Genomic DNA, 22,482 nt, shown 5'->3' with positions numbered 1-22,482 from the left:
CATTCGGCGAGGGCCGGCCGGGCCGGTGCGGCGGCGGCCCGCTCATCGACGTCGGGTCAGACGGTGCGTGGGGCGGCTTGCCGGGCGGGGGTGCGTACGGGTGCGTACCCTGCGGTGCGTACGGCGGCACGCCAGACGAAGGCGGACCAGGCGAAGACACGCCAGGCCAAAGCGGCCCAAGCCAAGACGCGCCAGACCAAAACGGGCCGGGCCGAAACCGCCCTGGCGGCGCAAGCTCACGCGGTGGCGAGTTCACCGAACACCGCCCCCAGTGTGGCCAGTGACGAGCCAACGACCGGTGACCGCAGTGGATCGGCCGCGTCAAGAGCCTGTAGACGCTGGTCGTCACCCGCTCCCAGCAGCGGCAGCGCCGACAGCCGCACCCGCAGCGCGTCCGGGTCGTCGCCGAAGCGGTGGCCGCCGGGCACCGGGTGGCCCAGCGCCGTGCTCAGCCGTTCCTCCAGTTCCACCGAGTCGGTGATGCCCCGGGCCGCCAGCGACTCACGCAGTTCGCCCAGGTCGGCGTAGAAGTGCGGTCCGGCCTGCGGGGGCCTGCCGAGTACTCCGGCGGCGGCGGTGTGCCGGTGCACCGCGCCGGTGACCGCCCCGTACAGCCGGGCGGCGGCCGCGGTACGGGCCGTCACCGCGGCCGGTTCGGTCAGCGCGTACCCGGCCGCCACCGCCACCGGCGGCGGCAGTTCGGCCCGCAGCGCAGTGAGTACGGCCAGGGCACGGGTACGCAGGGTGCGGCCGGCCGGCGGCGGGGGGAACAGGGCGACGGCCGCGGGCCAGGCGGCGGGGAGCAGCGTTGCGGAGAGTTCGGTGAGCACCACCACCCGGTCGCGGTACATCTCGGCCGGGCCCACGAACACCGTGGCGTGCGGGTCATGCCGGGTATCGCGCCAGGTCTCGTCGCTGACCACGGTCAGCTCCTCGGCCGCGGCGGCCTCGCAGACCTCGTGCAGAATCTCCGGCGGGGCGACGGTCCCGGTGGTGTCGTCCGCCACCGAGAGCACCAGGAAGCGCGGCCTGCCCCCTTCGGCGCGGATCCGGCGGACGGTCTCCAGCAGCGCGAAGGGGTCGGGGACGCCGCCGCACTCGGCCGGCACCGGCACGTGGTAGGCCAGCCGCCCGGCGAGCCGGGCGAGCGGCGCGTACCAGGTGGCGCAGGGCCTGGTCAGCAGCACCTCGCCGCCGGCCGAGGCGAGCAGGGCCAGCAGCAGCGCCTGGGGGCCGGGCGCGGCCAGCACCTCCGCCGGGCGGGCGGAGAGCCCGCGCCGTGTCCAGTAGCCGCAGGCGGCCTCGCACAGCCGGGGGCCGCCGCCGACCGGCTCGGGCTCGGTACGGGCCGCCGTCCCGGCCAGCCGGTCCGCCAGCTCGGGCAGCACCGGCAGGCCGCGTTCCGGGGCGGGGAACGCGGGTAGCGCCGGAGAGCCTTGCCGCATCCCTGTGCACCTCCGCGCCATGCCCGGTTTTCCGCCACCTTCGCAGACCGCGCGGGTGCTCGCCGGGCGGACACGGACGTGCGGGTGAAGCCCTGTCTCGGATACCAAGACGCCCCTCTCGCATACTGAGAGTCACGCGTACGGTGAACGGGTCGGACGCTTGCCGTCACAGGAGGAGGAATCCACCATGCCCGAACCGTCCACGGCCCGGAAAGGGCGCACCGGGGAGGCCGGTGAGGTGGTCTATGTGCACGGCCACCATGAGTCTGTGCTGCGCTCCCACGGCTGGCGCACCGCCGCCAACTCGGCGGCCTATCTGCTGCCCGAACTCCGGCCCGCCATGCGGATCCTGGACATCGGCTGCGGTCCGGGCACCATCACCGCCGATCTGGCGGCCCTGGTTCCGCAGGGCCGGGTGACCGGGCTGGACCCGGCCGGGGACGTCCTGGAGCGGGCGCGGGCGGTGGCCGCCGAACGCGGCCTGGACAACGTGGAGTTCACCACCGGGGACGTACGGGCGCTCCGGTTCCCGGACGGCTCCTTCGATGTGGTCCACGCCCACCAGGTGCTCCAGCACCTCGGGGACCCGGTGGGCGCGCTGCGCGAGATGCGCCGGGTGAGCAGACCGGGCGGACTGATCGCGGTACGGGACAGCGACTACGCGGCCATGCACTGGTATCCGCTGCTGCCGGGCCTGGACGAATGGCAACGGCTGTATATGCGGGTCGCCCGTGCGGGTGGCGGGGAACCGGACGCGGGGCGGCGGCTGCTGTCCTGGGCACGGAGCGCGGGCCTGACGGAGGTCACCGCCACGGCGAGCGCCTGGTGCTTCGCCACTCCCGCCGATCGCGCCTGGTGGAGCGGTCTGTGGGCGGATCGCGTCCGGCAATCCTCCTTCGCCCGGCTGGCATTGGAGGGCGGGCACGCGGACCAGGCTCTCCTGGAGCGCATCGCCGAGGCATGGCGGGAGTGGGGGCGTCAGCCGGACGCCTGGTTCTCGGTGCCCTGCGGTGAACTCCTGTGCCGGGTACCGCTGGTCAACTAGCCTGGTTTCCATGAACATTCTGGGGACTTCGCTACGGGTCTGCGTGGGTGATCTGGAGGCGGCGATCGCCGTCTACGAACGGCTGACCGGTGCGGAGGCGCTGCGCTTCCAGCGGGGTGGCGTGGCGGTGGCGGCGGTCGGCTGCTTCTTCCTGATGAGCGGGCCCGAGGCGGAGTTGTCCATTCTGCGCAAGATCACGGCGACCATCGCGGTGACGGATGTGGGCGAGGCGCTGGCGGATTTGCGAGCGGTGGGGGCAGAGATCATCGCGGGGCCGGTTCCCACTCCGATCGGACGGAATCTGGTGGCCCGGCACCCGGACGGGTCGGTATTCGAGTACGTGGACCGCAAGGGGGGTTAGGGGGAGGCGTTTCGGGTGCGGCTGGTTTGCGGCCGGCTCGACCCGGCCGGGCGGTTCCCGGCGTCCCTGTTGGGTGCACGCTGATCGCGCCCAGGGGGCGGAGTGTCCGTAACGGGGCGGCCCCGCGCCTCTCGCGCCCGATACCTGCGGGGCGTATGCGGCTGGTCACGCCCGCGCGGCGGTAGCCCCAAGCACCCCGCGTCTGAAGGCGCGTTGACCACGCCAAGGCGGTGGAACGTGCGTGACGGGCGGCCCCGCGCCTTTCGCGCCCGCTACCTGCGGATCGTACGCGGCAGGTCGCGCTCGCACGGCGGTAGCCGCAAGCACCCCGCGCCTGGGCGCGCGTTGATCACGCCGCGTGCGTAACGGGGCCGCCGCGCCCGTTGACTGCGGATCGTACCCGGCCGGTCACGCCCCCACGGCGCTAGCCGCAATCTCGCACGCGCCCCCGCGCCCCTTGAGAGCCCCCGGAGGCGGAACGGCATCACGCAGGCGCTCCACACCGCTCAAGAACCCCCGGCGGCGGAGCCGCCTCATGCAACGCCCCTGCACCCCCTACGGCGCGCTCCACTCCGCCTTGTCCGTGCCCCAACGGTCCGGCACCCGGCTCCAGTTGGCCGGGCCGCCGTCGAAGGCCACCGGTGGCAGTGCGTACCGCAGTACGCCCAGTTCCCCCCGTGCCTCGGCCAGGTACGTCTCCGGCTGGTAGCGCTCCGGTGCCGAACCCTCGTCCGGGCTTACCCCGTTGAGCAGCCAGTGGGCGGTCTGCGCCAGGGCCAGTGCGGCCTGGTAGGTGCCGCCGGCCGTGTGCTGTTCGGCGACCGCCCGCAGTACGGCGGCGGCCAGCAGATAGCCGGTGCCGTGGTCCAGCGCCTGGGCGGGCAGCGCGCCCGGGTTCCCTTCGGCGTCCGCCTCGGCCGCCGCGATGCCACAGGCCACCTGCACCAGGCTGTCGAAACCACGCCGCCCGCCCCAGGGGCCATAGGCGCCCCAGGCGCTCAACTGCCCGATGACCAGGCCGGGCCGGCGCTCGGCCAGGGCCTCGGCGGACAGGCCATAGCGGTCCAGCGCGCCGGGCCGGTAGCCGGTGATCACCACATCGGCGGTGGACAGCAGTTCCTCGAAGACGGCCCGGTCGGCCCGGCGGGCCAGGTCCAGCACGGTGGAACGCTTACCGAAGCCGGTGTCGTTGTGGGCGTCCTGGCTCTCCGGCAGTCCCGGCGAGTCCACCCGCAGTACATCCGCGCCCAGCAGGCCCAGAGTGCGGGTGGCCACCGGACCGGCGATCACCCGGGTGAGGTCGAGGACCCGCAGCCCGGCAGCGGGCGCGGCGGCAGCCGGCAGGGCGCGTACCGGCCCCTCGCCGGTGCGTTGCAGAGAGAGCAGCGGCCGCCGGGCCACCTCCGCGCCCTGCGGATGTGCCGCCCACTGCCCGAGGGTACGGGCCGCCACCGCCAGCCCGCCGGCCGCGTACACCGCCTCCTGCACCTCCTCGGCCGTTCGCCGGGCCAGTTCGGCGGCCACCCGCTCGACCAGCGCCCGATCATTGTCGCCGTCGGCGGCCGGCAGACCCAGCGCGTTCAGCAACCCGGCCCGGTGGTGCGGGTAGTTGGCATGGGTGCGCACCCAGCCGTCCGAGGTGCGCCAGAAGCGCGAAAGCGGGGCGAAGTTGACCGGCGCCCGTCCGTCCAGCCGCAGTTGGCGCTCGCTGACGAAGGCGGTGGCCACCGCCCCGTCGTCCACCCGCACCCGGGGCGGGGCCCCGCCGTTGCGGGCCGCCGTCAGCTCCGCCGCCGCCAGGCCGCACACCGCCACCGTGGCCCGGGCCAGTTCCCGCACCGGCAGCCGGGAGGGCAGCACCTCACTCGGTCCCCCGTACTCAACTGCCGTCACTCGTGCGGGATCACCGCCGAGTACCGTCCATGCCTGCCGCACCGCATCGGTCGAGCGTTTGATCACGCCCGCAGTGTGGCACTCAGTGCCACCTGCTGGGAAGAGCGGTGCGATACCGCCCGGGCCAGCACCGGCCCGGCCACCAGCGCCCGGGTGATATTGGCCGGGGCATTCCCCAGTCCGTTGACCAGGCGTTCGTCATGCAGCAGCACCTGGACGATCTGCCGGCTGTACCGCTCCACGGACTCCTGGCGGAAGCCCAGCACCGGCCAGTCCCACACCGAGGCCAGATAGACGCCATTGCGCACCGAGTGCGGCTCCCCGGGGTGGGTGGCGTCCACCACCGGCTGGACCGCCGTGCGTTTGGTGACACTGCCGCCGACCAGGTCGATGATGACGGTGCCCCGGCGCAGTACGGCCATCAGATCGCCATTGGTGATGATGTAGTCGCCGCCCTCACCACCGGTGCCGTCCTCGCGACCGATGCCACCCTCGCCACCGGCGATGCCCGGCCCACCGCTGATGCCCGGCCCACCGGCGACGCCCTGGCCGCCGACAGCAACTCCCGTACGCCCGGCGCCCAGTTCCACGCCATTGATGATGAGATCGCTGTTGCGCAGATAGCGGCGTACCGCCGGACGGCAGGTGTCCCGCCGGGTGAGGATGTCCACCTTGGCGATGCCATGCCGCATGCATTCGTCCAGCGCGCCGAACGCCACCCGGCCGTATCCCAGAATGCAGACCCGGATGTCGTGCACGGTGTGTACGGCCGGGGATTTCCGCAGCGCCAGTTCGATGCCGAACAGGGCACCGGCCCGGCCGGTTTCATGCAGACAGTGGATTTTCCGGTCACCGCGCAGCCGGGCCGGATATCCGGCCCGGAACTCGCCCATCGCCGCGGCAGCGATTTCCGAGGAGATCTCGTCCAGGGTGAACTGGCCCACGGTGCGGCCCTGATGGGCGAAGCTGACGGATACCGGATGGACATATCCCGGCAGTCCCGGCTGTGACATATGCAGCGTCCGGGGCCCGCACCGGGCGACATACTGCAGCGCCCCGAACACCTCCGGTGTGAAACCGGCGAAGCAGACGTCGAGTTCACCGGCGGAGCGCAGTCCGGGAGGCACATCGTCCAGCATCCGGCGCATGGCCAGCTGGCTGCGCACATAGGAGTCGGTGAGCACTTCCGGGTGCTCATCGATCAGTTCCATGGCCAGGAGGTTGATCCCCCGGGCATTGGCCACCGCGGCCCGCATGGGGACCGAGCGCACATGGGCCATGCACAGCAGGGTCGCTCCCGGGGTCATCCGCCAAAGGTCCTCATGGGCGGGCCCGTTGAGCTTGATGACCAGGTCACTGTGACGGTAGAGCGCGTCCCGGTCCTGGATGGCCGCCCCGGCCGAGCGGTAGGCGGCGTCCGGAAAGCCCATGGCGCGGCCGGCGCCGGTCTCCACCGTCACCGCGAGGCCATGCCGGACCAGTGCCGCCACCCCGTCCGGGGTGAGCGCCACCCTGGTCTCCGTACCCTCCGGATCCTCGGGCGAGGCGTGCTCCGCGGCCAGCCCGATGCGCTGAAAGGGCCCGCTTCGCTCAGGGGGAATCGAGCTCACCGTCATTCTCCGACCCCCTTCCGTAACGGAACTGCTGCCGAAGGTGACGGACGACTACGGACGCCTGTGGCCATGATGGCAGCGGCGCGGTGGTTGTGCCTGTCGGAGCGGTACGGCCGGAACCCCGATTTGCCTTGGACAAGAGAGCCGGTAATATTCACCGCACGCGCCGCTAGCTCAGTTGGTTAGAGCAGCTGACTCTTAATCAGCGGGTCCGGGGTTCGAGTCCCTGGCGGCGCACAAACGGGCGCGCATTCCCCTCTCCATCGAAGGGAATGCGCGCCCCGCTGTATTTCCCGGATTTCCGTTACCGGTCGCCGGGGGAGGGCAGCGGAAGCGCGGGCGCCGTCGGCAGCGGGGCGGGCTTTTCCAGCGTGGGCAGTGTGGGCAGGGTCGGCAGCGCGGGCAGGGTGGCGCCCGGCACATTCGGCAGCGTGGGGTCGGCACCCGTCCAGGCGGCAGCGGCGTGACCGGCGGCGCAGCCGATGCCATCCAGGTCGGGGGCCTGTTTGCGGTGGAGGCCAGTGGGCCGGGGTTCCTCGGCCCAGGCGGTGCCGGTGAGAGTCGCCGAGAGGGTGGCGGCCAGCGCGGCCGCGCCGATCAGCGCGGCTATGCGGTCCTGCGGGGTGGCAGCGGACATGGCGGAGCCTTTCGTCCTCGCGGAAGAACTGCATCGCGGACTTGTGCCTGCGAACTTGTGCCTTACGGACTTCCGCTTTGCGGACCTCTGCTTTCCCCAGGCCACGGTAGGCGGGCCGGTACCGGCCCGCACGGCGGGCTGGCCTGTTCGGGTGGCGGCCCGACACCTGTGGCGCACCCGAGTTTCGTATGACAAGTCAAGCGGGTAACGCTGGGCTCACCCACCAGCCGGTGGGGGCGAACCCGGGAGGTGACCCGATGACCGAAAGCGCCGGTGTGGTCGAGACCGCTCCGGACGGCACGCCGCCGTCCGCCGGAAGCACGGTCTCGCTGGCGACCCAGCTGTGCCGGTTCGACGACGTCCTGGGCGCCGCGGCGGCCGACCGGCTGCTGGAGGAGGCCTGCCACGCGCTGCTGGCCGAGGTCCGCGAGCAGGGCTCCGGTACGGAGATGCTGGTGCCGCCGTCCTGGCGCTGCGCCGACCAGACGGCGCGCTTCCCGGTGCTGGCCGAGGTGCTGGCCCGGCTCTCCCCCATGGTGATGACCATGCTGGGCGTCTCGCCGCTGCTGGGGGTGGCCCCGCACAACGTCCGGGTGGCCTTCGGCTTCACCATGCACAACCAGCTCAGCCGGGATCCGATGGGCCAGCCGCCGCCCAGCCGGGACAGCGCCGGTGAGGGGGACGAGCGCAGGATCAGCTTCCTCTACCACCTGCACCGCCGGCCGCGCGGCTTCCTGGGCGGGCAGACCAGGATCTATGACACCACCATCCGGGACGGGCACCCGCAGGTGGCCGAGTCCTTCCGGGACGTCCAGCCCGATCATGACTCGCTGGTGTTCTTCCCCTCCGACGCCTGGTACCAGGTACGGCCGGTGACCTGCCCGTCGGCGAAGCTGCTGGACAGTCGGTTCGCCTTCCATGGCTGGCTGTCCGCCTCCTAGTAGGAAGCCGGGAATCCGCTATGCCCACCGCACCGGTGTCCACCTTCCCGCTCACCTCCTCCGCCATCACCGCGTCCGCCGTCACCGCCTCCGCCGTCACCGCGTCCCCCGTCACCGCCTCCGCCGGAGCGGCCGCCCCCGGCCGGCTGACGGTCGGCATGGCGGTGCACGACGACTACGACGGCGCCTACTTCACTGCGCTGGCCCTGCGGCTCTACCACCCCGAGGTCGCCGACCGGGTGGAGATCCTGCTGCTGGACAACGACCCGCACGGTCCGGCCGCCGAGGCCCTGCGGGCCCTGGAGGGCACCGTGCCCGGCCTGCGCTATCTGCCGGTGGACCAGCCCAGGGGCACCGCGGTACGGGACATCATCTTCCGGGAGGCCCGTACCGAGTGGGTGATGTGCGTGGACTGCCATGTCCTGCTCGTCCCCGGCGCGCTGGCCCGCTTCCTGGCCTACGCCGACGCCCATCCGCACTCGTGCGACCTGCTCCAGGGGCCGGTGCTCAGCGATGACCTGTGCACCGTCCAGACCCATATGGACCCGGTCTTCAACAACCTCTATGGGGTGTGGGGCTGCGACCCGCGTGGCATGGACCCGGACGCGCCGCCCTTTGAGATCGGCATGCAGGGGCTGGGGCTGTTCGCCTGCCGCAAGGACGCCTGGCTGGGCTTCAACCCGCGGATGCGCGGGCACGGCGGCGAGGAGGGCTATATCCACAAGAAGTACCGGGCGGCCGGTGCCCGGGTGCTGTGCCTGCCCTTCCTGCGCTGGACGCACCGCTTCGCCCGGCCGCATGGCACCGGCTACCCGGTGGACGCCGCCGAGCGCTGCCGCAACTACCTGCTGGCCTGGGAGGAGGTGGGAATGGCGGTGGAGCCGGTGCTGGACTACTACCGGGAGACCTGTGGCGAGGTGGTGGAGCGCTGGCTGGCCGACTACCTGGCCGAGAAGAACCATCCGCTGAACTACTTCGACGCCCTGGTCTGCGTCAACCCCGGCGGAGACGCCTCCGGTTGGGCCGCGGCAAGCCGCCGCTTCCGCCGGCTGGGCGTCGCGGACCGGGTACGCCGCCTGGTGCCGCCCGAGTCCGGGGACCCCCGCGTGGTACGGGCCCTGGCCCACCGGATGGCCATCGCCCAGGCCCGGCAACAGGGCCTGGAGCATGTACTGGTCTTCGAGGACCAGGTGGCCTTCCGCGAGGACGCCCCGGCGGTGCTGGCCGCCAATCTCTCCGAACTGGCCGAGCAGCGCTGGACCATCTGCCATCTCGGCGAGGCCCACCAGTACCACCCGGCCCCCGGCTGCCACCACCTCCAGACGGCACGGGACCTGACGTCCACCGACGCCATCGCCTACCACGCCCGGATCTATGACCGGCTGCTGGCCGAACTGCCGTCCTCGGAGCCGGAGATCCGCTCCTGGCTGGAAATCCACACCTCCCTGGAACGGTTCTACGCGCACCGGCTGCCCGAGGGAGTCTTCAAGGTCTCCCCCACGGTGGCCGTCCAAGGCGGCCCGGCCCGGGATTTGCTTCGAACGGCGTAACGGGTAATATTCCTGCCGCGCCGCTAGCTCAGTTGGTTAGAGCGGCTGACTCTTAATCAGCAGGTCCGGGGTTCGAGTCCCTGGTGGCGCACAATGATTGCCCGCACCCCGCAACCGTTTTCATGGTTCCGAGGTGCGGGCATTCCCTTTGACCGGCTTCCGCCATCGGCTTCCGCCACCGGCTCCTACCACCGCTTCAGCGCTGATGGACTTCCAGTCCGGCCCGTACCGCGCTTTCCAACGCCCCCTCGATCCAGGCCGGTTTGGGGCTGGTGTGCTCGCCGGCGAAATGAATGCGCCCCTCCACGGTGCGGGTGGCCGGGTGGAGTTCATGCAGCTGGCCGGGGGTGAAGATGGCCGCCTCGCCCAGCGCGTAACGGGCCCTGGCCCAGGACTGGGTGGCGCCCACGCCGGTGAACTCCTCGCGGACCCGGGGCCCGAACATCCGGGCAAGGTTGTCCAGGGCGAAGGCATAGCGTTCGCCGTCGGTCAGGGAATCCCAGCGCATGGCCTCGTCGGACCAGGTGTACGAGGCCAGGACGACCCCGCCGTGTGAGCCTTCCACCACCGAGGGGAAATAGACAAAGCGATTGGGGGTGTCCGTGACGCAGCCGCCCCCGGTGAACCCCTGTGAACCGCTTTCCCAGAAGCGGTTCTTGAACTCCAGCAGCACCTTGGTGGCCGAGTCGTAGTGGAGTTCGGCGATGGCCCGGCGCTTGGGGTAGGAAAGGGCCGGCTCGAAGTCACAGAAACGCACCGCGGAGAACGGCGCGGTGACAATGGCGTAGTCGCCCTCGAAGGTCTCCCGCGGCTTTTGCGGGGCCCCGTCACAGGACTCCTCGTTCCCCGACTCGGCGGTGGTCTCGATACGCACCCCGCCGGCGGTCTGCGTGATCCGGGTCATCCGCCGGTTGAAGCGGATATCGCCCTTGAGCCGGGCCGCCAGGGCGTCGGTCAGCACCGCGGTGCCGCCCTCCAGCTCCCAGAACCTGGTGGTGGGCGTGATGATGGACCGGTCCATCAGGGTCGGGATCAGTGAGTAGTGCAGCCGTGAGGTGATGTTCTCCAGGGTGCCCGCGGCCTGGATGTCCGCCAGGCTCCACCCGGCCCGTTCCACCAGGTAGCGGTGGGTGGAGTAGTCGTCATACTCCTGGATGACCTTGGCCCAGGCGTCGATCTGCTGCTGGATGGGGCCGTCCGGGGCGACCGTCACCGGGGCCAGCGCCTTGTCCAGCGCGGCGGCCATGGTGCTGGTGACCGGGCTGCCGAAGGACCGGTTGACGGCGGCCGGCGAGGCGGCGTACGCACCGCGTGTCACCCGGCTGCCATTGACATGGATAAAGGTGCGCGCCGTTCCCTCCGGCGGGCGGAACGCGGTCGCCTGGCCATTGGTCCAGGTCTGCCCGTTGAACGACTTGTAGACGACCGGCGGCACCTGGCCGCTGGGCCGGGCGCCGGGCGCCACATCCGCGTAGTAGAACAGGCGCCGCTTCAGCTTCAGTTTGTCGGCCAGCGCCAGCACCATGGGGTGGAAGTCGGGCAGCCGCATGGCGCCCGCCTCGGCGTGCAGCGACTTATCGGCGAACACCCCCTTGAAGGTCTTGATACGGCCGCCCGCCCGGTTGCCGTTGGCCTCCAGAACGGTGACCCGGTGCCCGGCCTCCTTCAGCAGCAGCGCGGCGGCCATTCCGGCGATACCGGCGCCAACCACCAGAATGTGCTTGGGCTTTGCTGTCTTCGCGGCCTTGGGCAGTCCGTGGTCGATCAGGATCTCCAGATAGCGGAGCTTGAGGTCCTCGCCGTTCTCGCCCACCAGCAGCATTTTGCGGGCCAGGTCATGGCTGAGGTCATCCGGGGAGGCGGCGGGCCGGGGCCGGGCGATGGCCGGAGCGGCCGTCCCCCCCGGTCAGCGCCCCGGCGCCGAGCGCGGCGGCCGCCCCCATGAGTCCACGGCGCCCGATGGGGCGCGAAGAAAAAGTCACGCAGCGAAACTACGAGGGCGAGGGGGAATTGTCAGCACGATCGGAGACAACGGCAAAATCCCAACTGGCTTACCTTGCAAGGGATTTCGCCCTTACTTTTCCCGCTCGTTCATCAGTGCCGCCGGCACCGCCGCGGCCCTCGCACCCCGGTCCGAAGAAGCGATTCCGCTTGGCCCCTCCCCGAGCGTTCCGGGTGTGATCCGGCGAGCGGGAGCGTCAACCTGGAGCCCGGCCCGGCCGCTCGTCCGTGAGCTCAAACGTCGAGTTCCGGACGTCCGGACCGCCGGTCCCCGTCAGCCATTGATAGTCGGCACTTCGTTTTTCTATAGTAACGACGGCTACCCCGGGGGCAGTTCGGCACTGTTGTGAGAAGGGTTAACGATGTCACCAGGCGACGAGGCGCTGGACCAGCTGATCGCCCGCCATGGCCCACTACCGCCCGACGCCCTGCGGCAGTTGGCGGTACGGCTGGTCACCGCGCTGGCCCCGCTGCACGCCACCGGGAGCGCCCATGGCGGCTGCATACCGTCCCGGATCCTGATGACCCCGGCCGGCCCCCAACTCGCCCCTCCCACAGTCCTGGTCACCGGCATCGCCCCCGCCGACGACATCCACGCCCTGGGCACCGTTCTGCACTTCGCGGCAACCGGCCTGCCCCACACCGCCCCTCACCCGCCGGAGATCCCCGACCCGGCCCTGCGCGCCCTGGTCCTCGACTGCCTTGCCCCGCATCCCGCCGCCCGTCCCACCGCCCCACAACTGCTCCAGCGCCTGGGCCAACCGGCGGCCCCGCCCCCTCCCCCCTATCCCCCGACTCCCCCGCCGGGCAGCCGTATACGGGGGTGGCGCGGGCCCACCGCTCTGCTCGCCGGGGTGCTGGCCGCGATCCTGGGCCTCGCCCTCGGCCTTACCTACTGGAGCACCGACTCCGCTGGCTCCTCCGACGGCTCCGCACCGTCCGGCGCCACCCGCCCCGGCGGCGCCCCCAACCACCGGACGGGAGGATTCACCTGGTCACTCACCAAGGCGGATACCGGCAGCTATGTGGGCCTGTGGAGCACCCCCTCCTCCGTGGTACTGGGCACCAACTCCGGCCTGACCGCCTACAACGCCGCCACCGGACGCCAACTCTGGTCCTGGAGACCACCGGACAACGGCATCCTGTGCAATATGAGCCACAACGCCCCGACCGGTGTGGGTGCGTTCAGCTATGGAAGCTTCGTCAGCAATCCCGGCATCGAGAAGTGCGACCACCTCCAGACCATCTCCCTGGCCTCCGGAAAACCCGGCTGGGCCCAGCCGGTGAGCCTGGTGGGCAGCGGCTCGACCGGCTTCCCGGACCTCACCGGCGGCGCCTCGCTGTCCATCGGCGACGGCGTGGTGACGGCCGCCTTCGCCGGGCCCAAGGCCCGGGAGCACGGCAGCGGCGGCCTGCTTGTCGCCGACGCGCGGACCGGCCGGGTGCGGTGGTCGGCCGACGCCGACGGGACGGCCCTGCCCGGCGGCTGCCAACTCAGCGGCCATGCGCAGGCCGTGCTCAACAAGGTCTACGCCCTCGCCAACTGCGGCTCCCAGACCACACTCTTCTCCTTCCCGGGCGACATCGACGCACCCGCCGCCCACTCGCTGGGCTCGCTGAGCGACTGCCAGGGCCCCATCAACACCAAAACCATCTCCGGCATGATGACCGCCAACGCCACCCACCTCCTGGTGGGTTGCGGGCCACCCGACCCCGGGGGCCGGCTCTTCACCGTCTCCGCCGCCACCGGCGAACTACGCCGCCTGGACACCACCGGGGTCGCCACCGGCAGTGTCGCCTCTCTCTACGGCGGCGCCTACGCCCCGGTCAATGTGCTGATGGGCGGCGACACCCTCTACCTCCCCAAGGGCCGCGACTCCACGGACGCCGACCACAACGACGGCGTGGTGGCCATCGACCTCAACACCGGCCATCAGCGCTGGAGCAGCTCCCTGCCGGAGGCCTCCTCGGTGACCCTACTGGCGCCCACCCCCTCGGGCGCATCGGGCACATCAGGCGCATCGGGCGCATCGGGCGTGGAGGTCCTGGCGGGCAGTGCCGACCAGCGCTTCCGGTACACCATCACCGGCCCCCGCCAGGCGGTCAAGGGCCCTGCGCTCACCGCCGATCAGGCCAAGTTCTTCGCCTCGGCCGGTGCCGCCGATGGTCTCCTCGCCGTACGGGCGGGCGACTATCTCGCCGTGGGCTTCCCCGGCTCCCACCGGCCGGACCAGCCGGTCCTCGGCGTCCTTCCCCCGGCGGCGCGCCATGACTGACCCCACGCACCCCCCGGTGGCGCGCCATGACTACCCCACGCTCCCCACGCCACCGGAACCGCCGGGCTACCAACGGGCGCCGCACTACCGGCTGATGCTCGGCTGCGCGGCAGCGGCCGCCGTGCTGGCGGTGGGCGCGGCGGTGGTCAACTTCGGGCCGCAGCCGGACCCCAAGCTGCCCAGCGTTCCCGGCCTGCCGTCGGGCCTGCCCACGGGTCTCCCCGGCCTCCCCTCCGGCTTGCCGACCGGCCTGCCCACGGACTTGCCCACGGATCTCCCGACCGGCCTTCCCCCCGGCCTGCCAACCGGCTCGCCACCCCGCCTTCCAACCGGCCTTCCGGGCCTGCCCGGAGGATCGTCATGAGCCAACTCCCCCCGCAGCCCCCGGCCTCCGACCCCCGGATGCGCGGAGTGCTGCTGATCGCGGTGGTGCTCTCCGCCCTCTACGGCCTGGAGGTGGTCATCGACCTGCTGCGCCCGCACCTGCCGTACGAGGACTTCCACTCCCCGGTGGGCTGGCTCAACCCGCCCCCCAAGGGATTGCCCTATCCCTCCTTCGGCTGGTACAAGGTGTCCTTCTGGTGCTACGTGCTCAGCCTCCCGGCCGCCCTCGCCCTCTATCTCACCGGCCGCCGGGGCGGGCGTTACCTCCCCCACTGGCAGGCGGCCGCCGCGGTGGTGCTCCTCTTCCCCTATCCCATCTGGACGCTGGACACCTACAGCCACAATCTGACCTATATCCTGCTCTGCCTCCCCAGCACCGCCTACGCCCTCTGGCTGGTCCACCGGATGCAGCGCTACTCCCGCCTCCCGGTACGGCTGCTGCTGGCCACGGCGGGCTGGGGCGCGGTGATGGGCACCGGCTTCGGCGGCTCGATGAACCAGTGGTGGCTTGACTACTCCTACAACTACCTTGCGCCGGGCCCGGATCATCTGATGCCGCTCGACCTGGCCCGGGTCCGCCTACGGGTGACCGCCGGCGGCCTGCTGCACGCCGGTCTCTTCGAGGAACTGGGCAAGGGCGCCGGAGTGGCCATCGTCTTCCTGCTGCTGCGCAGGCATATCGACAACATCGTCTCCGGGATCGTCCTGGGCGCCGCCGCCGGCCTGGGCTTCAACCTCACCGAGAGCGCCCAGTACATGGCGGCACACCATGCCGCCGACGCCTCCACCCAGTACTTCCTGCGCCAGTCACTGGGGCTGCTGACCGCCCATATGGCGTTCACCGCCCTGATAGGCGCCGGCTTCGGCGTCGCCCGCCAGCTGCCCGACCGGCGCTCCCAACGCACCGCCATCGCCTGCGGTTTCGGCATCGCCATGGCCGCGCACTTCGCCAACGATGTATTCATCAGCTACTACAGCCGGGTCAAGGAGGACTGGTTCTCCCAACCCGGCCCCACCATGGACCTGCTGGTGCTCACCCCGCTCAGCTTCCTGGTCCTCCAAGGCCCGCTGGTGCTGCTCTATCTGCTGCTGCTCCGGCGCGGGTTGCGCGACCAGGCGGAAGCACTGGCGGTGGAACTGCGCGCCGAGGCCGCCACCGGCCAGGGTGCGGTGACCGCCGCCGAGGTGCCCGTACTGCTGCGCCCGGCCCGCCGCTTCTACCTCCGGCTGCACGCCCTGCGCCACCAAGGCCCGGACGCCTACCGGCGGTTGGGCCGGCTGTACGCCGCCCAGCTGCGGCTGGGCATGGCCCGCTGGCACCGCAGCCGGGACGAGTACGACCCGTACGCCCCCGATGAACAGGCCCTGCGCCAACGCGTCCTCGCCCTCAAACACCAGCCCGGTCCGGCCGTTGCGGCCGGCCGTCCCCTTCAGGTGGCGTCATGAGAATCCGCGAGGTGATCCGGCGCTCGGCCGCGGTATCCGGCCTGCTCTGCGCGCTCTGGCTGATGCTGCCGGCCTCCGCCGCCTATGCCGCGCCCTGTGGTCAGGTCAGCTACGACGACGGCGGCCCGGGCAAGTCGCCCGCCCTTCCCGGCTTTCCGGCCACCGACCCCTGCGCCAAGCAGGCGCACACCGGTACGGCCGCGGTCGCCGCCGGAGCGGCCCTCGCGGCGGCCGCCGCGGCCGCGGCGGGCATCGGCCGGGGCCGGGTGCCCGACCCGGCGGAACTGGCGGCGGGCCCGGAAGCCGCCGCACCGCCCCCGCCCGCTGCCGCCGGCATCGGCCAGGCCGCCGACGGCAATGCGCACTGCCGCACCGGCGGCGACCCGGTGGACGTGGTCTCCGGCCAGATGATCACCGACGCCACCGACACCGAACTGCCCGGCCTGCTCCCCCTGTTACTGCGCCGCGCCTACGCCTCCGGCTACCCCGGCGGACGGCTGTACGGTCCCGGCTGGTCCTCAACTCTCGACCAGCGCCTGGAGTTCGACACCCGGGGCATCCACTACTTCGGCGACGACGCCCAGACCCTGCGCTACCCCTATCCCGCTCAGCCCGGACAGTCCGTACTGCCCGCCGAGGGCGCCCGCTGGCCCCTGCACTGGGACCCCGACGGCACCATCCGCATCGAGGACCCCCATCGCGGCCTGACCCGCCACTTCACCGCCGCCACCCAGCCCGCCCTCCACCTGCTCAGCGCCCTCTCCGACCGCAATGGCCACCGCGTCACCTTCCACCGCGACGGTGATGCGCCGGTCCTCGTCGAGCACTCCGCCGGCTACCGGGTGGCCATTGACACCGCCACCACCCCGGCCGGACCCCGGACAACCGGTCTGCGGCTGCTGAACGGACCCGACGACGCCCGGGGCACCGTCCTCCGCCGCTTCGACTACGACGACCTCGGCCGGCTCACCGCCGTCACCGACCCCACCGGGGTGCCCTTCCACTACGTCTACGACCAGCACCACCGGATCACCTCCTGGACCGACCGCAACGGCTTCACCTACGGGTACCGCTACGACGACTCCGGCCGGGTCATCCATGGCATCGGCCCCCAGGGCCACCTCTCGGCCACCTTCGAATACCACCCCCTGCGCCGCTGCACCATCGTCACCGACTCCCTCGGCGGGCGCACCGAGTACCACTACGACCGCCACCACCACATCACCCGCACCGTCGATCCACTGGGCAACAGCGTCCTCACCGAATCCGACCGCTATGGCCGTCTCCTCGCCCACACCGATGAACTGGGCCACACCACCCGCTACACCCTCGACGACCACGGCAACCCCACCCGCATCGAACGCCCCGACGGCGCGTCCCTCCGCCTCCGCTACAACGAACTCCACCTCCTCACCGAGGTCACCGGGCCGGACGGCGCGTCCTGGCACTACACCTACGACCCCCAGGGCAACCTCCGCACCGAAACCGACCCCACCGGCGCTCGTACCACCCACACCTACGACGCCTTCGGCCGCCCTACCGCCATCACCGATGCCCTCGGCCACGTCCAGCACATCCACACCAACCCCGCTGGTCTCCCTCTCGCCATCACCGACCCCCTGGGCCACACCACTCACGCCCTACGCGACGCCTTCGGCCGCGTCACCGAACTTCGCGACCCCCTGGGCCACCGCACCATCCTCGAATGGACCCCGAGCGGCCAACTGGCCTGCCGTACCCACCCCGACGGGGCGGTCGAGCGCTGGCACTACGACGCCGAGGGCAACCAGACCGTCCACGAAAGCGCCGAGGGGGCATTCACCGCCACCACCTACGGCCCCTTCGGAACCCCGACCACCCGCACGGCCCCGGACGGCGCCCGCTACACCTTCGCCCATGACACCGAGCTGCGCCTCCGCCAGGTCACCAACCCCCAGGGTCTGACCTGGACTTACCACTACGACGCAGCCGGACGCCCGCACTCCGAGACCGACTTCGACGGCCGCACCCTCACCTACACCCATGACCCGGCGGGCCGGCTCACCTCCCGCACCAATGCCCTCGGCCAGACCATCACCTACCAGTACGACCAACTCGGCCGCCTGACCACCAAGGACTCCGACGGCGTCCTCACCACCTACACCCACGACACTTACGGCAACCTCCACCAGGCGGCCGGCCCCGACGCCGCTCTGACCCGCCACCACGACTCCCTGGGCCGCCTCACCTCCGAAACCATCAACGGCCGTACCATCACCCACACTTACGACCCGCTGGGCCGCCGCACCAGCCGCACCACCCCCACCGGCGCACTGAGCACCTGGGCCTATGACCCCGCGGGCCGCCCAACCTCCCTCACCACCTCCAGCCACACCTTCACCCTGGAGCACGACCCCCTGGGCCGGGAAACCGCCCGCCACTTCGGCCAGGGCCTCACCCTCACCCAGACCTGGGACCTCACCGGCCGCCTCAGCACTGGCACCCTGACCGACCCCACCCGCACCCTGCACCACCGCTCCCACACCTACCGCCGCGACGGCTACCTCACCACCCTCACCGACTCAGCCACCGGCACCCGCGCCTTCGACCTGGACCGGGCCGGCCGCCTCACCGCCGTCCATGCCGCCAACTGGACCGAGCGCTACGCCTATGACCCGGCCGGCAACCAGACCGAAGCCGACTGGCCCTCCCATCACCCCGGCTCGGAAGCGCGCGGCCCCCGCGCCTACACCGGCGCCCGGATATCCCACGCGGGCAGCGTCCGCTATGAACACGACGCCCAGGGCCGCGTCATCCTCCGCCAACGGACCCGCCCCTCCCGCAAGCCGGACACCTGGCACTACACCTGGGACGCCGAGGACCGCCTGACCTCCGTCACCACCCCCGACGGCACCCGCTGGCACTATCACTACGACCCCCTCGGCCGCCGCACAACCAAACAACGCCTCTCCGCCGACGGCGAATTGACCGAACGCACCGACTTCACCTGGGACGGCTTCACCCTCGCCGAACAAACCACCACCCCCACCACTGGCCCCGGCAACCCCGTCACCCTCACCTGGGACCATGACGGCCTGCGTCCCATCGCCCAGACCGAGCGCATCGCCCTCTCCCAACACGAGGTGGACCAGCGCTTTTTCGCCATCGTCACCGACCTGGTGGGCACCCCCACCCACCTGATCGACGAATCCGGCACCACCGCCTGGCACTCCCGCGCCACCCTCTGGGGCACCACGGCCTGGTCCACGGACAGCACGGCCTATACGCCACTGCGCTTCCCGGGCCAGTACTTCGACCCTGAAACGGGTTTCCACTACAACATCCACCGGCATTACGACCCGGAGACGGGGCGCTACGCCTCACCCGACCCCCTGGGCCTCGTCCCCGATCCCAGCCCCTTCGCCTATGTCCACAACCCTCATACCTGGATGGACCCGCTGGGGCTCGCGTCCTGCGCCAAACAGGGCTGGGAACAAAAGGCGGACTTCTCCAGTACCAGGACGATGTCCAAGAAGTACGATGCGCACGCACACGACTTCCTGAACAGTCCGGGCAACAGAAACAACGCCGCCCTCAAAGCATTCGAGGAGTCGATGCGCAAGCATATGACGGCTCGTGACACCAAGATCTACCGGTACAACTACCACGGTCAGGGACAAGCAGTGGGCTTTATCGACCCGCAGACCCTCAGAATGGTCATGCTGCACTCGGACGGCAGATTCTGGTCGGGGTGGATCCTCAGCGACAAGCAGTTCTCCGGCATCGTGGACAAGGGATTCCTGGCATGACAGACCCGAAATGGGAAGCGCGTACCGGCGCACAACTCTCCGCCAGGCTTCTCAATGGCTGCTCGTTCAGACCTGAATGGCTGGCCGAAGGAGAGAAAGAGGCCGCACCGCTTGGCTGCGGTACCGCCATGGATGCTCAACTGGCCAGGCGGCTGAGCACGGGCGCACGCCGCACCGGACACGACCACGTCATCGCCGCACGACTGGCGGGCGATCACGGCTCGGAACCGGTGCTCAAGGTCGCTTCCAACCAAGAACTCCTGCTGACCCAACTCACCTTGCCCGGCGAGAACTTGTTGGTGGCCCTCCCCGACCTCTCCGGCGCACTACTGGTAACCGGCCACAGCTACGCCGTTATCGGCGGCGTCGGAGAGTTTCTCCAGTACAGCCTCCCGGAAGGGGTGGAGCGGGCACGCGCCAACTTCCAGCGGTACGCCAAGCGCATCGGCTCCAAGCGGCCCGAAGTGGCCGAGGCCACAAAGCTGTTCCCGCTCCGACAGCGGGCCTGGGCAAAGAAGAGCGATGTGCTCCCCGGCTCAGCCACGGCGGAACAGCTGGCACTCATGGAGGCCTTTGCCTACGGGGATTTCAACGGATCCGAGTTCGCTACCGCTTGGCTGTCCGCCCGGCACCGCTCCCTCGCCACGAAGGAGCGGCTGCGTGAACCCCTGGGCGACATCCTGGCCGATGTCTTCTACGCCCTGGAAAACTATTCGATCGACCCGTCCCTCCAAGAACCCGGCGACCTCACCAACGAGCAACTGAAGTCAGTTGTGCGCAATGCTCTGGCCCAGCTCGATTCCCTGGAACATGGATAAGCCGATCGCATCAAGAAAGCGTCAGAACCGGCCAGGCTCAGCCCTCCCCCCTACGGGAACAAGCGAACCCTGGCTAAGTTGGAATGACCAAGTCCCCCACCCGGCAAGGAGATTTCACGTGCTCAAGAGATTAGCCGCCCTCACCCTGACCCTTGCCCTCACCGGCACCCTGGGCGCAACCACCGCCCAAGCCCAACCCCACTCCCCCCGCCCCGCCGAAGGCAAGCGCGTCTACAACGGCCTGCAAATAGCCTTCAGCCCCGACACGACCAACCTCTTCTGCACTCTCGGTGCCGTCGGCACCGACGACCACCAGCGCCATATAGCCATATCCGCCGGCCACTGCCTCTCCGACCCGCAAAAGAAGTACGCCGACCGCGAGATCCCGGACAACGTGGCCCCCGTCTACGACCGCAACGACACCGGCTTCGGCCCCATCGGCTATGTCCGCTACTTCAAGGACCCCGAGGGCTCGCAAACCGGCCATGTCACCAAGGACTACATGGTCATTGAGCTGGTCCCCCAGGTGACCCTCTCCTCCCAGGGCCCCTACCTCAAGCAGACCGGCGAAGTGAAGTCCCCCCAGGGCCCGGTGAGCCCCAACGCGCTCAACCCCGCTCTCGACAATGAACGACTCCTCACCATCGGCAACAACGAGATCATCACCTCCGGCCAGACCGGCGTCTGGTACGGCACCGTCCTGAGCAACGACAACGGCATCTACCGCGCCCCGGCCCCCAACAAGGCCGGCGACTCCGGCGGCCCCGTCATCTGGCACGTCCCCGGCACCGACCTGCCCTCCACCGCCAACAACTTCCAGGCCACCGGCCCCTGGGCCGGAATCACCAAGGCCATCACCCTCCAGTGGCCCCCCTTTAACTACACCAGCTCCGCCAACATCCTCGCCGACCTGCGGGCCCGCGAGGCGAAGGACCCAGGGCACAACATCTTCGGGGCGGGGTTCCAGGTGACGAGCAACCCCTGATGCGGACCAGGCGCCCCTGGCGCAACGAAGTCGGCCTCGTAGCTCACCTGAGCTCTTTCAGCGTTGTCGCTCAGGGTGAGGGCGGCCGCTGCGATGGACGACATCAGATCCGGGCTGCAACGGGCTTTGCGAAAGCCCCGCCAGGATCTCAGACGAGCCATGCCCCGCTCCACCGGGCTAAGGTCATGCCGACGCAGGTACACCAGCCGACCAGAGCACGTTGGTGCAGCGGAAGTTTGCAGCGGCGGTCACCTTCGCGGGTGACGATGAGCATCGTGACCCACTCGACCAGCGCGCGGGGCAAGTCGAGTGCGGCAGAATAGGGAACCAACGAGGCTCCCCCTGCGGTGGGTTGAGACTTCGAACACCTCCCTCAACGGCACGTGAGCCTCGTGTGCGTTGTGAGCGCCACCATCCTCACCCGATCAATCGCCACACTGAAAAAGCTCACTGACGAGTCTCGAACGAGCTGCGTTGTGTCTGCGATGGAGTCGCGCTGCCCATGAGGTGATCAGAACAACAGGAGCCCCGATACGGGAGATTGTTACGCCGGGATCTGTGGCCCGAGGGTGAGATTTCCCTCGGGCCACCCGACCGACTTCGTTCATACCGCCGGGTCAAGCCATCGCGCCACGGCCCGGGTCGTCGTCGCCAGCCTTCATGCGGATCACCAGCGTCGTGAAGCTGCCCAGGAAGCCGCCGTTGCCGATGACTATCATCCAGGTCAGCTCTGGCCCAGCAGCACCATGACGAGCAGCAACGGACCGTCGAGCACGGCGAGCCAGGCGAAGCGGGAAGTGTTCAAGAATGATGCGATGGCAGGCACGGCCTTCCACTCGGATCAGGGGACGTAGAGAACTCCATGATCTTGAAAAACCGTGCCCGACTCGTTCTCCGAGCCACCTAAGGTTGGGACGATACCGCGATTTCCGCCAATTCGCCTGCCTCTGATATTGCGACTACTACGTCTCCGCAATATACGTATCGGGCGGGACTTTGGCCGGAGAACACGATCCCGATCTGATGTCGTGTCCGCACAAAAGCCAGCTCCGTGAAGAGTGATGCCACGAAGTGTTCAGATGAGGAGCCATCGAGACGGTCTTGTTCTTCCCAGTAGCGAAGATCGATCTTCGGTGCTCGATTCTGAGCTTCGGCCGCGATGGGAAGCCGCCGCTGCGCATCAGATAGTGGAGGCTCCTCCAGGACGATCACCTGTGTGAGCATACCTGTGCAGGGATCGACCTTCATCTCCACTTCACCTCCGCTACTTCCGGTAATCCGGAGGTAGAGTGGCCTTCC

Annotated in this window: 17 protein-coding genes, 2 tRNA genes and 1 pseudogene; 12 read left to right on the top strand and 8 right to left on the bottom strand. The window is 70.2% G+C overall.

All coding sequences use genetic code 11. The features are described 5' to 3' along the window. Positions 1–236 precede the first annotated feature (236 nt). Positions 237–1,445 carry an aminotransferase class I/II-fold pyridoxal phosphate-dependent enzyme gene (locus CV755_RS09945; RefSeq protein WP_109279810.1) on the bottom strand — a complete coding sequence of 403 codons (1,209 nt, stop codon included), beginning with the start codon at positions 1,443–1,445 and terminating at the stop codon, positions 237–239. Between the two features lie 187 nt (positions 1,446–1,632). Between CV755_RS09945 and CV755_RS09940 the strand changes: the two genes are divergently transcribed. Together CV755_RS09940 and CV755_RS09935 are read left to right on the top strand one after the other, a co-directional pair. Continuing rightward, positions 1,633–2,490: a class I SAM-dependent methyltransferase gene (locus tag CV755_RS09940; protein ID WP_109279809.1), complete on the top strand. Its 858-nt coding sequence runs from the start codon at positions 1,633–1,635 to the stop codon at positions 2,488–2,490. A gap of 10 nt (positions 2,491–2,500) precedes the next feature. Continuing rightward, on the top strand, positions 2,501–2,851 hold the full coding sequence (locus CV755_RS09935) for a VOC family protein (protein ID WP_109279808.1): 351 nt from the start codon (positions 2,501–2,503) through the stop codon (positions 2,849–2,851). 555 nt (positions 2,852–3,406) lie between these two features. Here the strand turns inward: CV755_RS09935 and CV755_RS09930 are convergent. Beyond that, a complete protein-coding gene (locus CV755_RS09930) occupies positions 3,407–4,810 on the bottom strand; it encodes a CoA transferase (protein ID WP_193553385.1) in 1,404 nt (467 codons plus the stop codon). Next, positions 4,807–6,360, bottom strand: coding sequence for a hypothetical protein (locus CV755_RS35560; RefSeq protein WP_206608407.1), 1,554 nt, complete (start codon positions 6,358–6,360; stop codon positions 4,807–4,809). Before CV755_RS35560 ends, CV755_RS09930 begins: the two co-directional genes overlap by 4 nt. Before the next feature lie 160 nt (positions 6,361–6,520). Between CV755_RS35560 and CV755_RS09920 the strand changes: the two genes are divergently transcribed. After that, positions 6,521–6,594 (top strand) — tRNA-Lys (locus CV755_RS09920). 67 nt (positions 6,595–6,661) lie between these two features. Here the strand turns inward: CV755_RS09920 and CV755_RS34595 are convergent. After that, positions 6,662–6,994: a hypothetical protein gene (locus tag CV755_RS34595; protein WP_161968647.1), complete on the bottom strand. Its 333-nt coding sequence runs from the start codon at positions 6,992–6,994 to the stop codon at positions 6,662–6,664. Positions 6,995–7,251: 257 nt separating this feature from the next. Between CV755_RS34595 and CV755_RS09910 the strand changes: the two genes are divergently transcribed. The 3 genes from CV755_RS09910 to CV755_RS09900 all read left to right on the top strand — a co-directional run bounded on the left by CV755_RS09910 (position 7,252) and on the right by CV755_RS09900 (position 9,576). After that, the gene (locus CV755_RS09910; RefSeq protein ID WP_109279807.1) at positions 7,252–7,935 is read left to right on the top strand and encodes a 2OG-Fe(II) oxygenase; all 684 of its coding nucleotides are present in this window, start codon (positions 7,252–7,254) and stop codon (positions 7,933–7,935) included. 20 nt (positions 7,936–7,955) lie between these two features. Then, the gene (locus tag CV755_RS09905; protein WP_109279806.1) at positions 7,956–9,485 is read left to right on the top strand and encodes a glycosyltransferase; all 1,530 of its coding nucleotides are present in this window, start codon (positions 7,956–7,958) and stop codon (positions 9,483–9,485) included. 17 nt (positions 9,486–9,502) lie between these two features. Then, positions 9,503–9,576: transfer RNA gene (locus CV755_RS09900), tRNA-Lys, on the top strand. A 105-nt stretch (positions 9,577–9,681) separates the two neighbouring features. On the opposite strand, the gene CV755_RS09895 is transcribed toward CV755_RS09900, so the two are convergent. Next, positions 9,682–11,307 carry a flavin monoamine oxidase family protein gene (locus CV755_RS09895; RefSeq protein WP_241561093.1) on the bottom strand — a complete coding sequence of 542 codons (1,626 nt, stop codon included), beginning with the start codon at positions 11,305–11,307 and terminating at the stop codon, positions 9,682–9,684. A 541-nt stretch (positions 11,308–11,848) separates the two neighbouring features. Between CV755_RS09895 and CV755_RS36670 the strand changes: the two genes are divergently transcribed. The 6 genes from CV755_RS36670 to CV755_RS09870 all read left to right on the top strand — a co-directional run bounded on the left by CV755_RS36670 (position 11,849) and on the right by CV755_RS09870 (position 21,183). Then, positions 11,849–13,762, top strand: coding sequence for an outer membrane protein assembly factor BamB family protein (locus CV755_RS36670; protein ID WP_277751794.1), 1,914 nt, complete (start codon positions 11,849–11,851; stop codon positions 13,760–13,762). Then, positions 13,755–14,126, top strand: coding sequence for a hypothetical protein (locus CV755_RS34175; RefSeq protein ID WP_153068633.1), 372 nt, complete (start codon positions 13,755–13,757; stop codon positions 14,124–14,126). Before CV755_RS36670 ends, CV755_RS34175 begins: the two co-directional genes overlap by 8 nt. Then, positions 14,123–15,592 (top strand): PrsW family intramembrane metalloprotease, encoded by a 1,470-nt coding sequence (locus tag CV755_RS09885; RefSeq protein WP_241561092.1) that lies wholly within the window; start codon positions 14,123–14,125, stop codon positions 15,590–15,592. The genes CV755_RS34175 and CV755_RS09885 overlap by 4 nt, the downstream gene beginning before the upstream one ends. Further along, positions 15,589–19,380: an RHS repeat-associated core domain-containing protein gene (locus tag CV755_RS09880; protein ID WP_109279805.1), complete on the top strand. Its 3,792-nt coding sequence runs from the start codon at positions 15,589–15,591 to the stop codon at positions 19,378–19,380. The genes CV755_RS09885 and CV755_RS09880 overlap by 4 nt, the downstream gene beginning before the upstream one ends. Further along, positions 19,377–20,198 (top strand): colicin immunity domain-containing protein, encoded by an 822-nt coding sequence (locus CV755_RS09875; protein ID WP_109279804.1) that lies wholly within the window; start codon positions 19,377–19,379, stop codon positions 20,196–20,198. The genes CV755_RS09880 and CV755_RS09875 overlap by 4 nt, the downstream gene beginning before the upstream one ends. 118 nt (positions 20,199–20,316) lie before the next feature. Next, positions 20,317–21,183: a chymotrypsin family serine protease gene (locus CV755_RS09870; protein WP_206608406.1), complete on the top strand. Its 867-nt coding sequence runs from the start codon at positions 20,317–20,319 to the stop codon at positions 21,181–21,183. Between the two features lie 182 nt (positions 21,184–21,365). On the opposite strand, the pseudogene CV755_RS09865 reads toward CV755_RS09870, so the two are convergent. The 3 genes and pseudogenes from CV755_RS09865 to CV755_RS34170 all read right to left on the bottom strand — a co-directional run. Next, positions 21,366–21,514: pseudogene (locus tag CV755_RS09865) on the bottom strand (IS5/IS1182 family transposase); the annotation flags it as partial. A 286-nt stretch (positions 21,515–21,800) separates the two neighbouring features. Next, the gene (locus CV755_RS09860; protein WP_193553384.1) at positions 21,801–22,019 is read right to left on the bottom strand and encodes a hypothetical protein; all 219 of its coding nucleotides are present in this window, start codon (positions 22,017–22,019) and stop codon (positions 21,801–21,803) included. 67 nt (positions 22,020–22,086) lie between these two features. Next, positions 22,087–22,437 carry a hypothetical protein gene (locus tag CV755_RS34170; RefSeq protein WP_153068632.1) on the bottom strand — a complete coding sequence of 117 codons (351 nt, stop codon included), beginning with the start codon at positions 22,435–22,437 and terminating at the stop codon, positions 22,087–22,089. Between the last annotated feature and the right edge of the window lie 45 nt (positions 22,438–22,482).

Origin of the sequence: Streptomyces orinoci, from assembly GCF_003121295.1 — a bacterium.
GTDB lineage: Bacteria > Actinomycetota > Actinomycetes > Streptomycetales > Streptomycetaceae > Streptomyces > Streptomyces orinoci.
Note: the sequence above shows the minus strand (reverse complement) of the source record. Positions and strands in the feature narration are given on the sequence as shown.

Excerpts from the sequence above, each read along its gene's own strand:
- CV755_RS09910 (WP_109279807.1), top strand. The coding sequence starts at position 7,252 with ATGACCGAAAGCGCCGGTGTGGTCGAGACCGCTCCGGACGGCACGCCG.
- CV755_RS35560 (WP_206608407.1), bottom strand. The coding sequence starts at position 6,360 with ATGACGGTGAGCTCGATTCCCCCTGAGCGAAGCGGGCCCTTTCAGCGC.
- CV755_RS09885 (WP_241561092.1), top strand. The coding sequence starts at position 14,123 with ATGAGCCAACTCCCCCCGCAGCCCCCGGCCTCCGACCCCCGGATGCGC.
- CV755_RS09935 (WP_109279808.1), top strand. The coding sequence starts at position 2,501 with ATGAACATTCTGGGGACTTCGCTACGGGTCTGCGTGGGTGATCTGGAG.
- CV755_RS34175 (WP_153068633.1), top strand. The coding sequence starts at position 13,755 with ATGACTGACCCCACGCACCCCCCGGTGGCGCGCCATGACTACCCCACG.
- CV755_RS09945 (WP_109279810.1), bottom strand. The coding sequence starts at position 1,445 with ATGCGGCAAGGCTCTCCGGCGCTACCCGCGTTCCCCGCCCCGGAACGC.
- CV755_RS36670 (WP_277751794.1), top strand. The coding sequence starts at position 11,849 with ATGTCACCAGGCGACGAGGCGCTGGACCAGCTGATCGCCCGCCATGGC.
- CV755_RS34595 (WP_161968647.1), bottom strand. The coding sequence starts at position 6,994 with ATGTCCGCTGCCACCCCGCAGGACCGCATAGCCGCGCTGATCGGCGCG.
- CV755_RS09880 (WP_109279805.1), top strand. The coding sequence starts at position 15,589 with ATGAGAATCCGCGAGGTGATCCGGCGCTCGGCCGCGGTATCCGGCCTG.
- CV755_RS09875 (WP_109279804.1), top strand. The coding sequence starts at position 19,377 with ATGACAGACCCGAAATGGGAAGCGCGTACCGGCGCACAACTCTCCGCC.
- CV755_RS09940 (WP_109279809.1), top strand. The coding sequence starts at position 1,633 with ATGCCCGAACCGTCCACGGCCCGGAAAGGGCGCACCGGGGAGGCCGGT.
- CV755_RS09895 (WP_241561093.1), bottom strand. The coding sequence starts at position 11,307 with ATGCTGCTGGTGGGCGAGAACGGCGAGGACCTCAAGCTCCGCTATCTG.
- CV755_RS09905 (WP_109279806.1), top strand. The coding sequence starts at position 7,956 with ATGCCCACCGCACCGGTGTCCACCTTCCCGCTCACCTCCTCCGCCATC.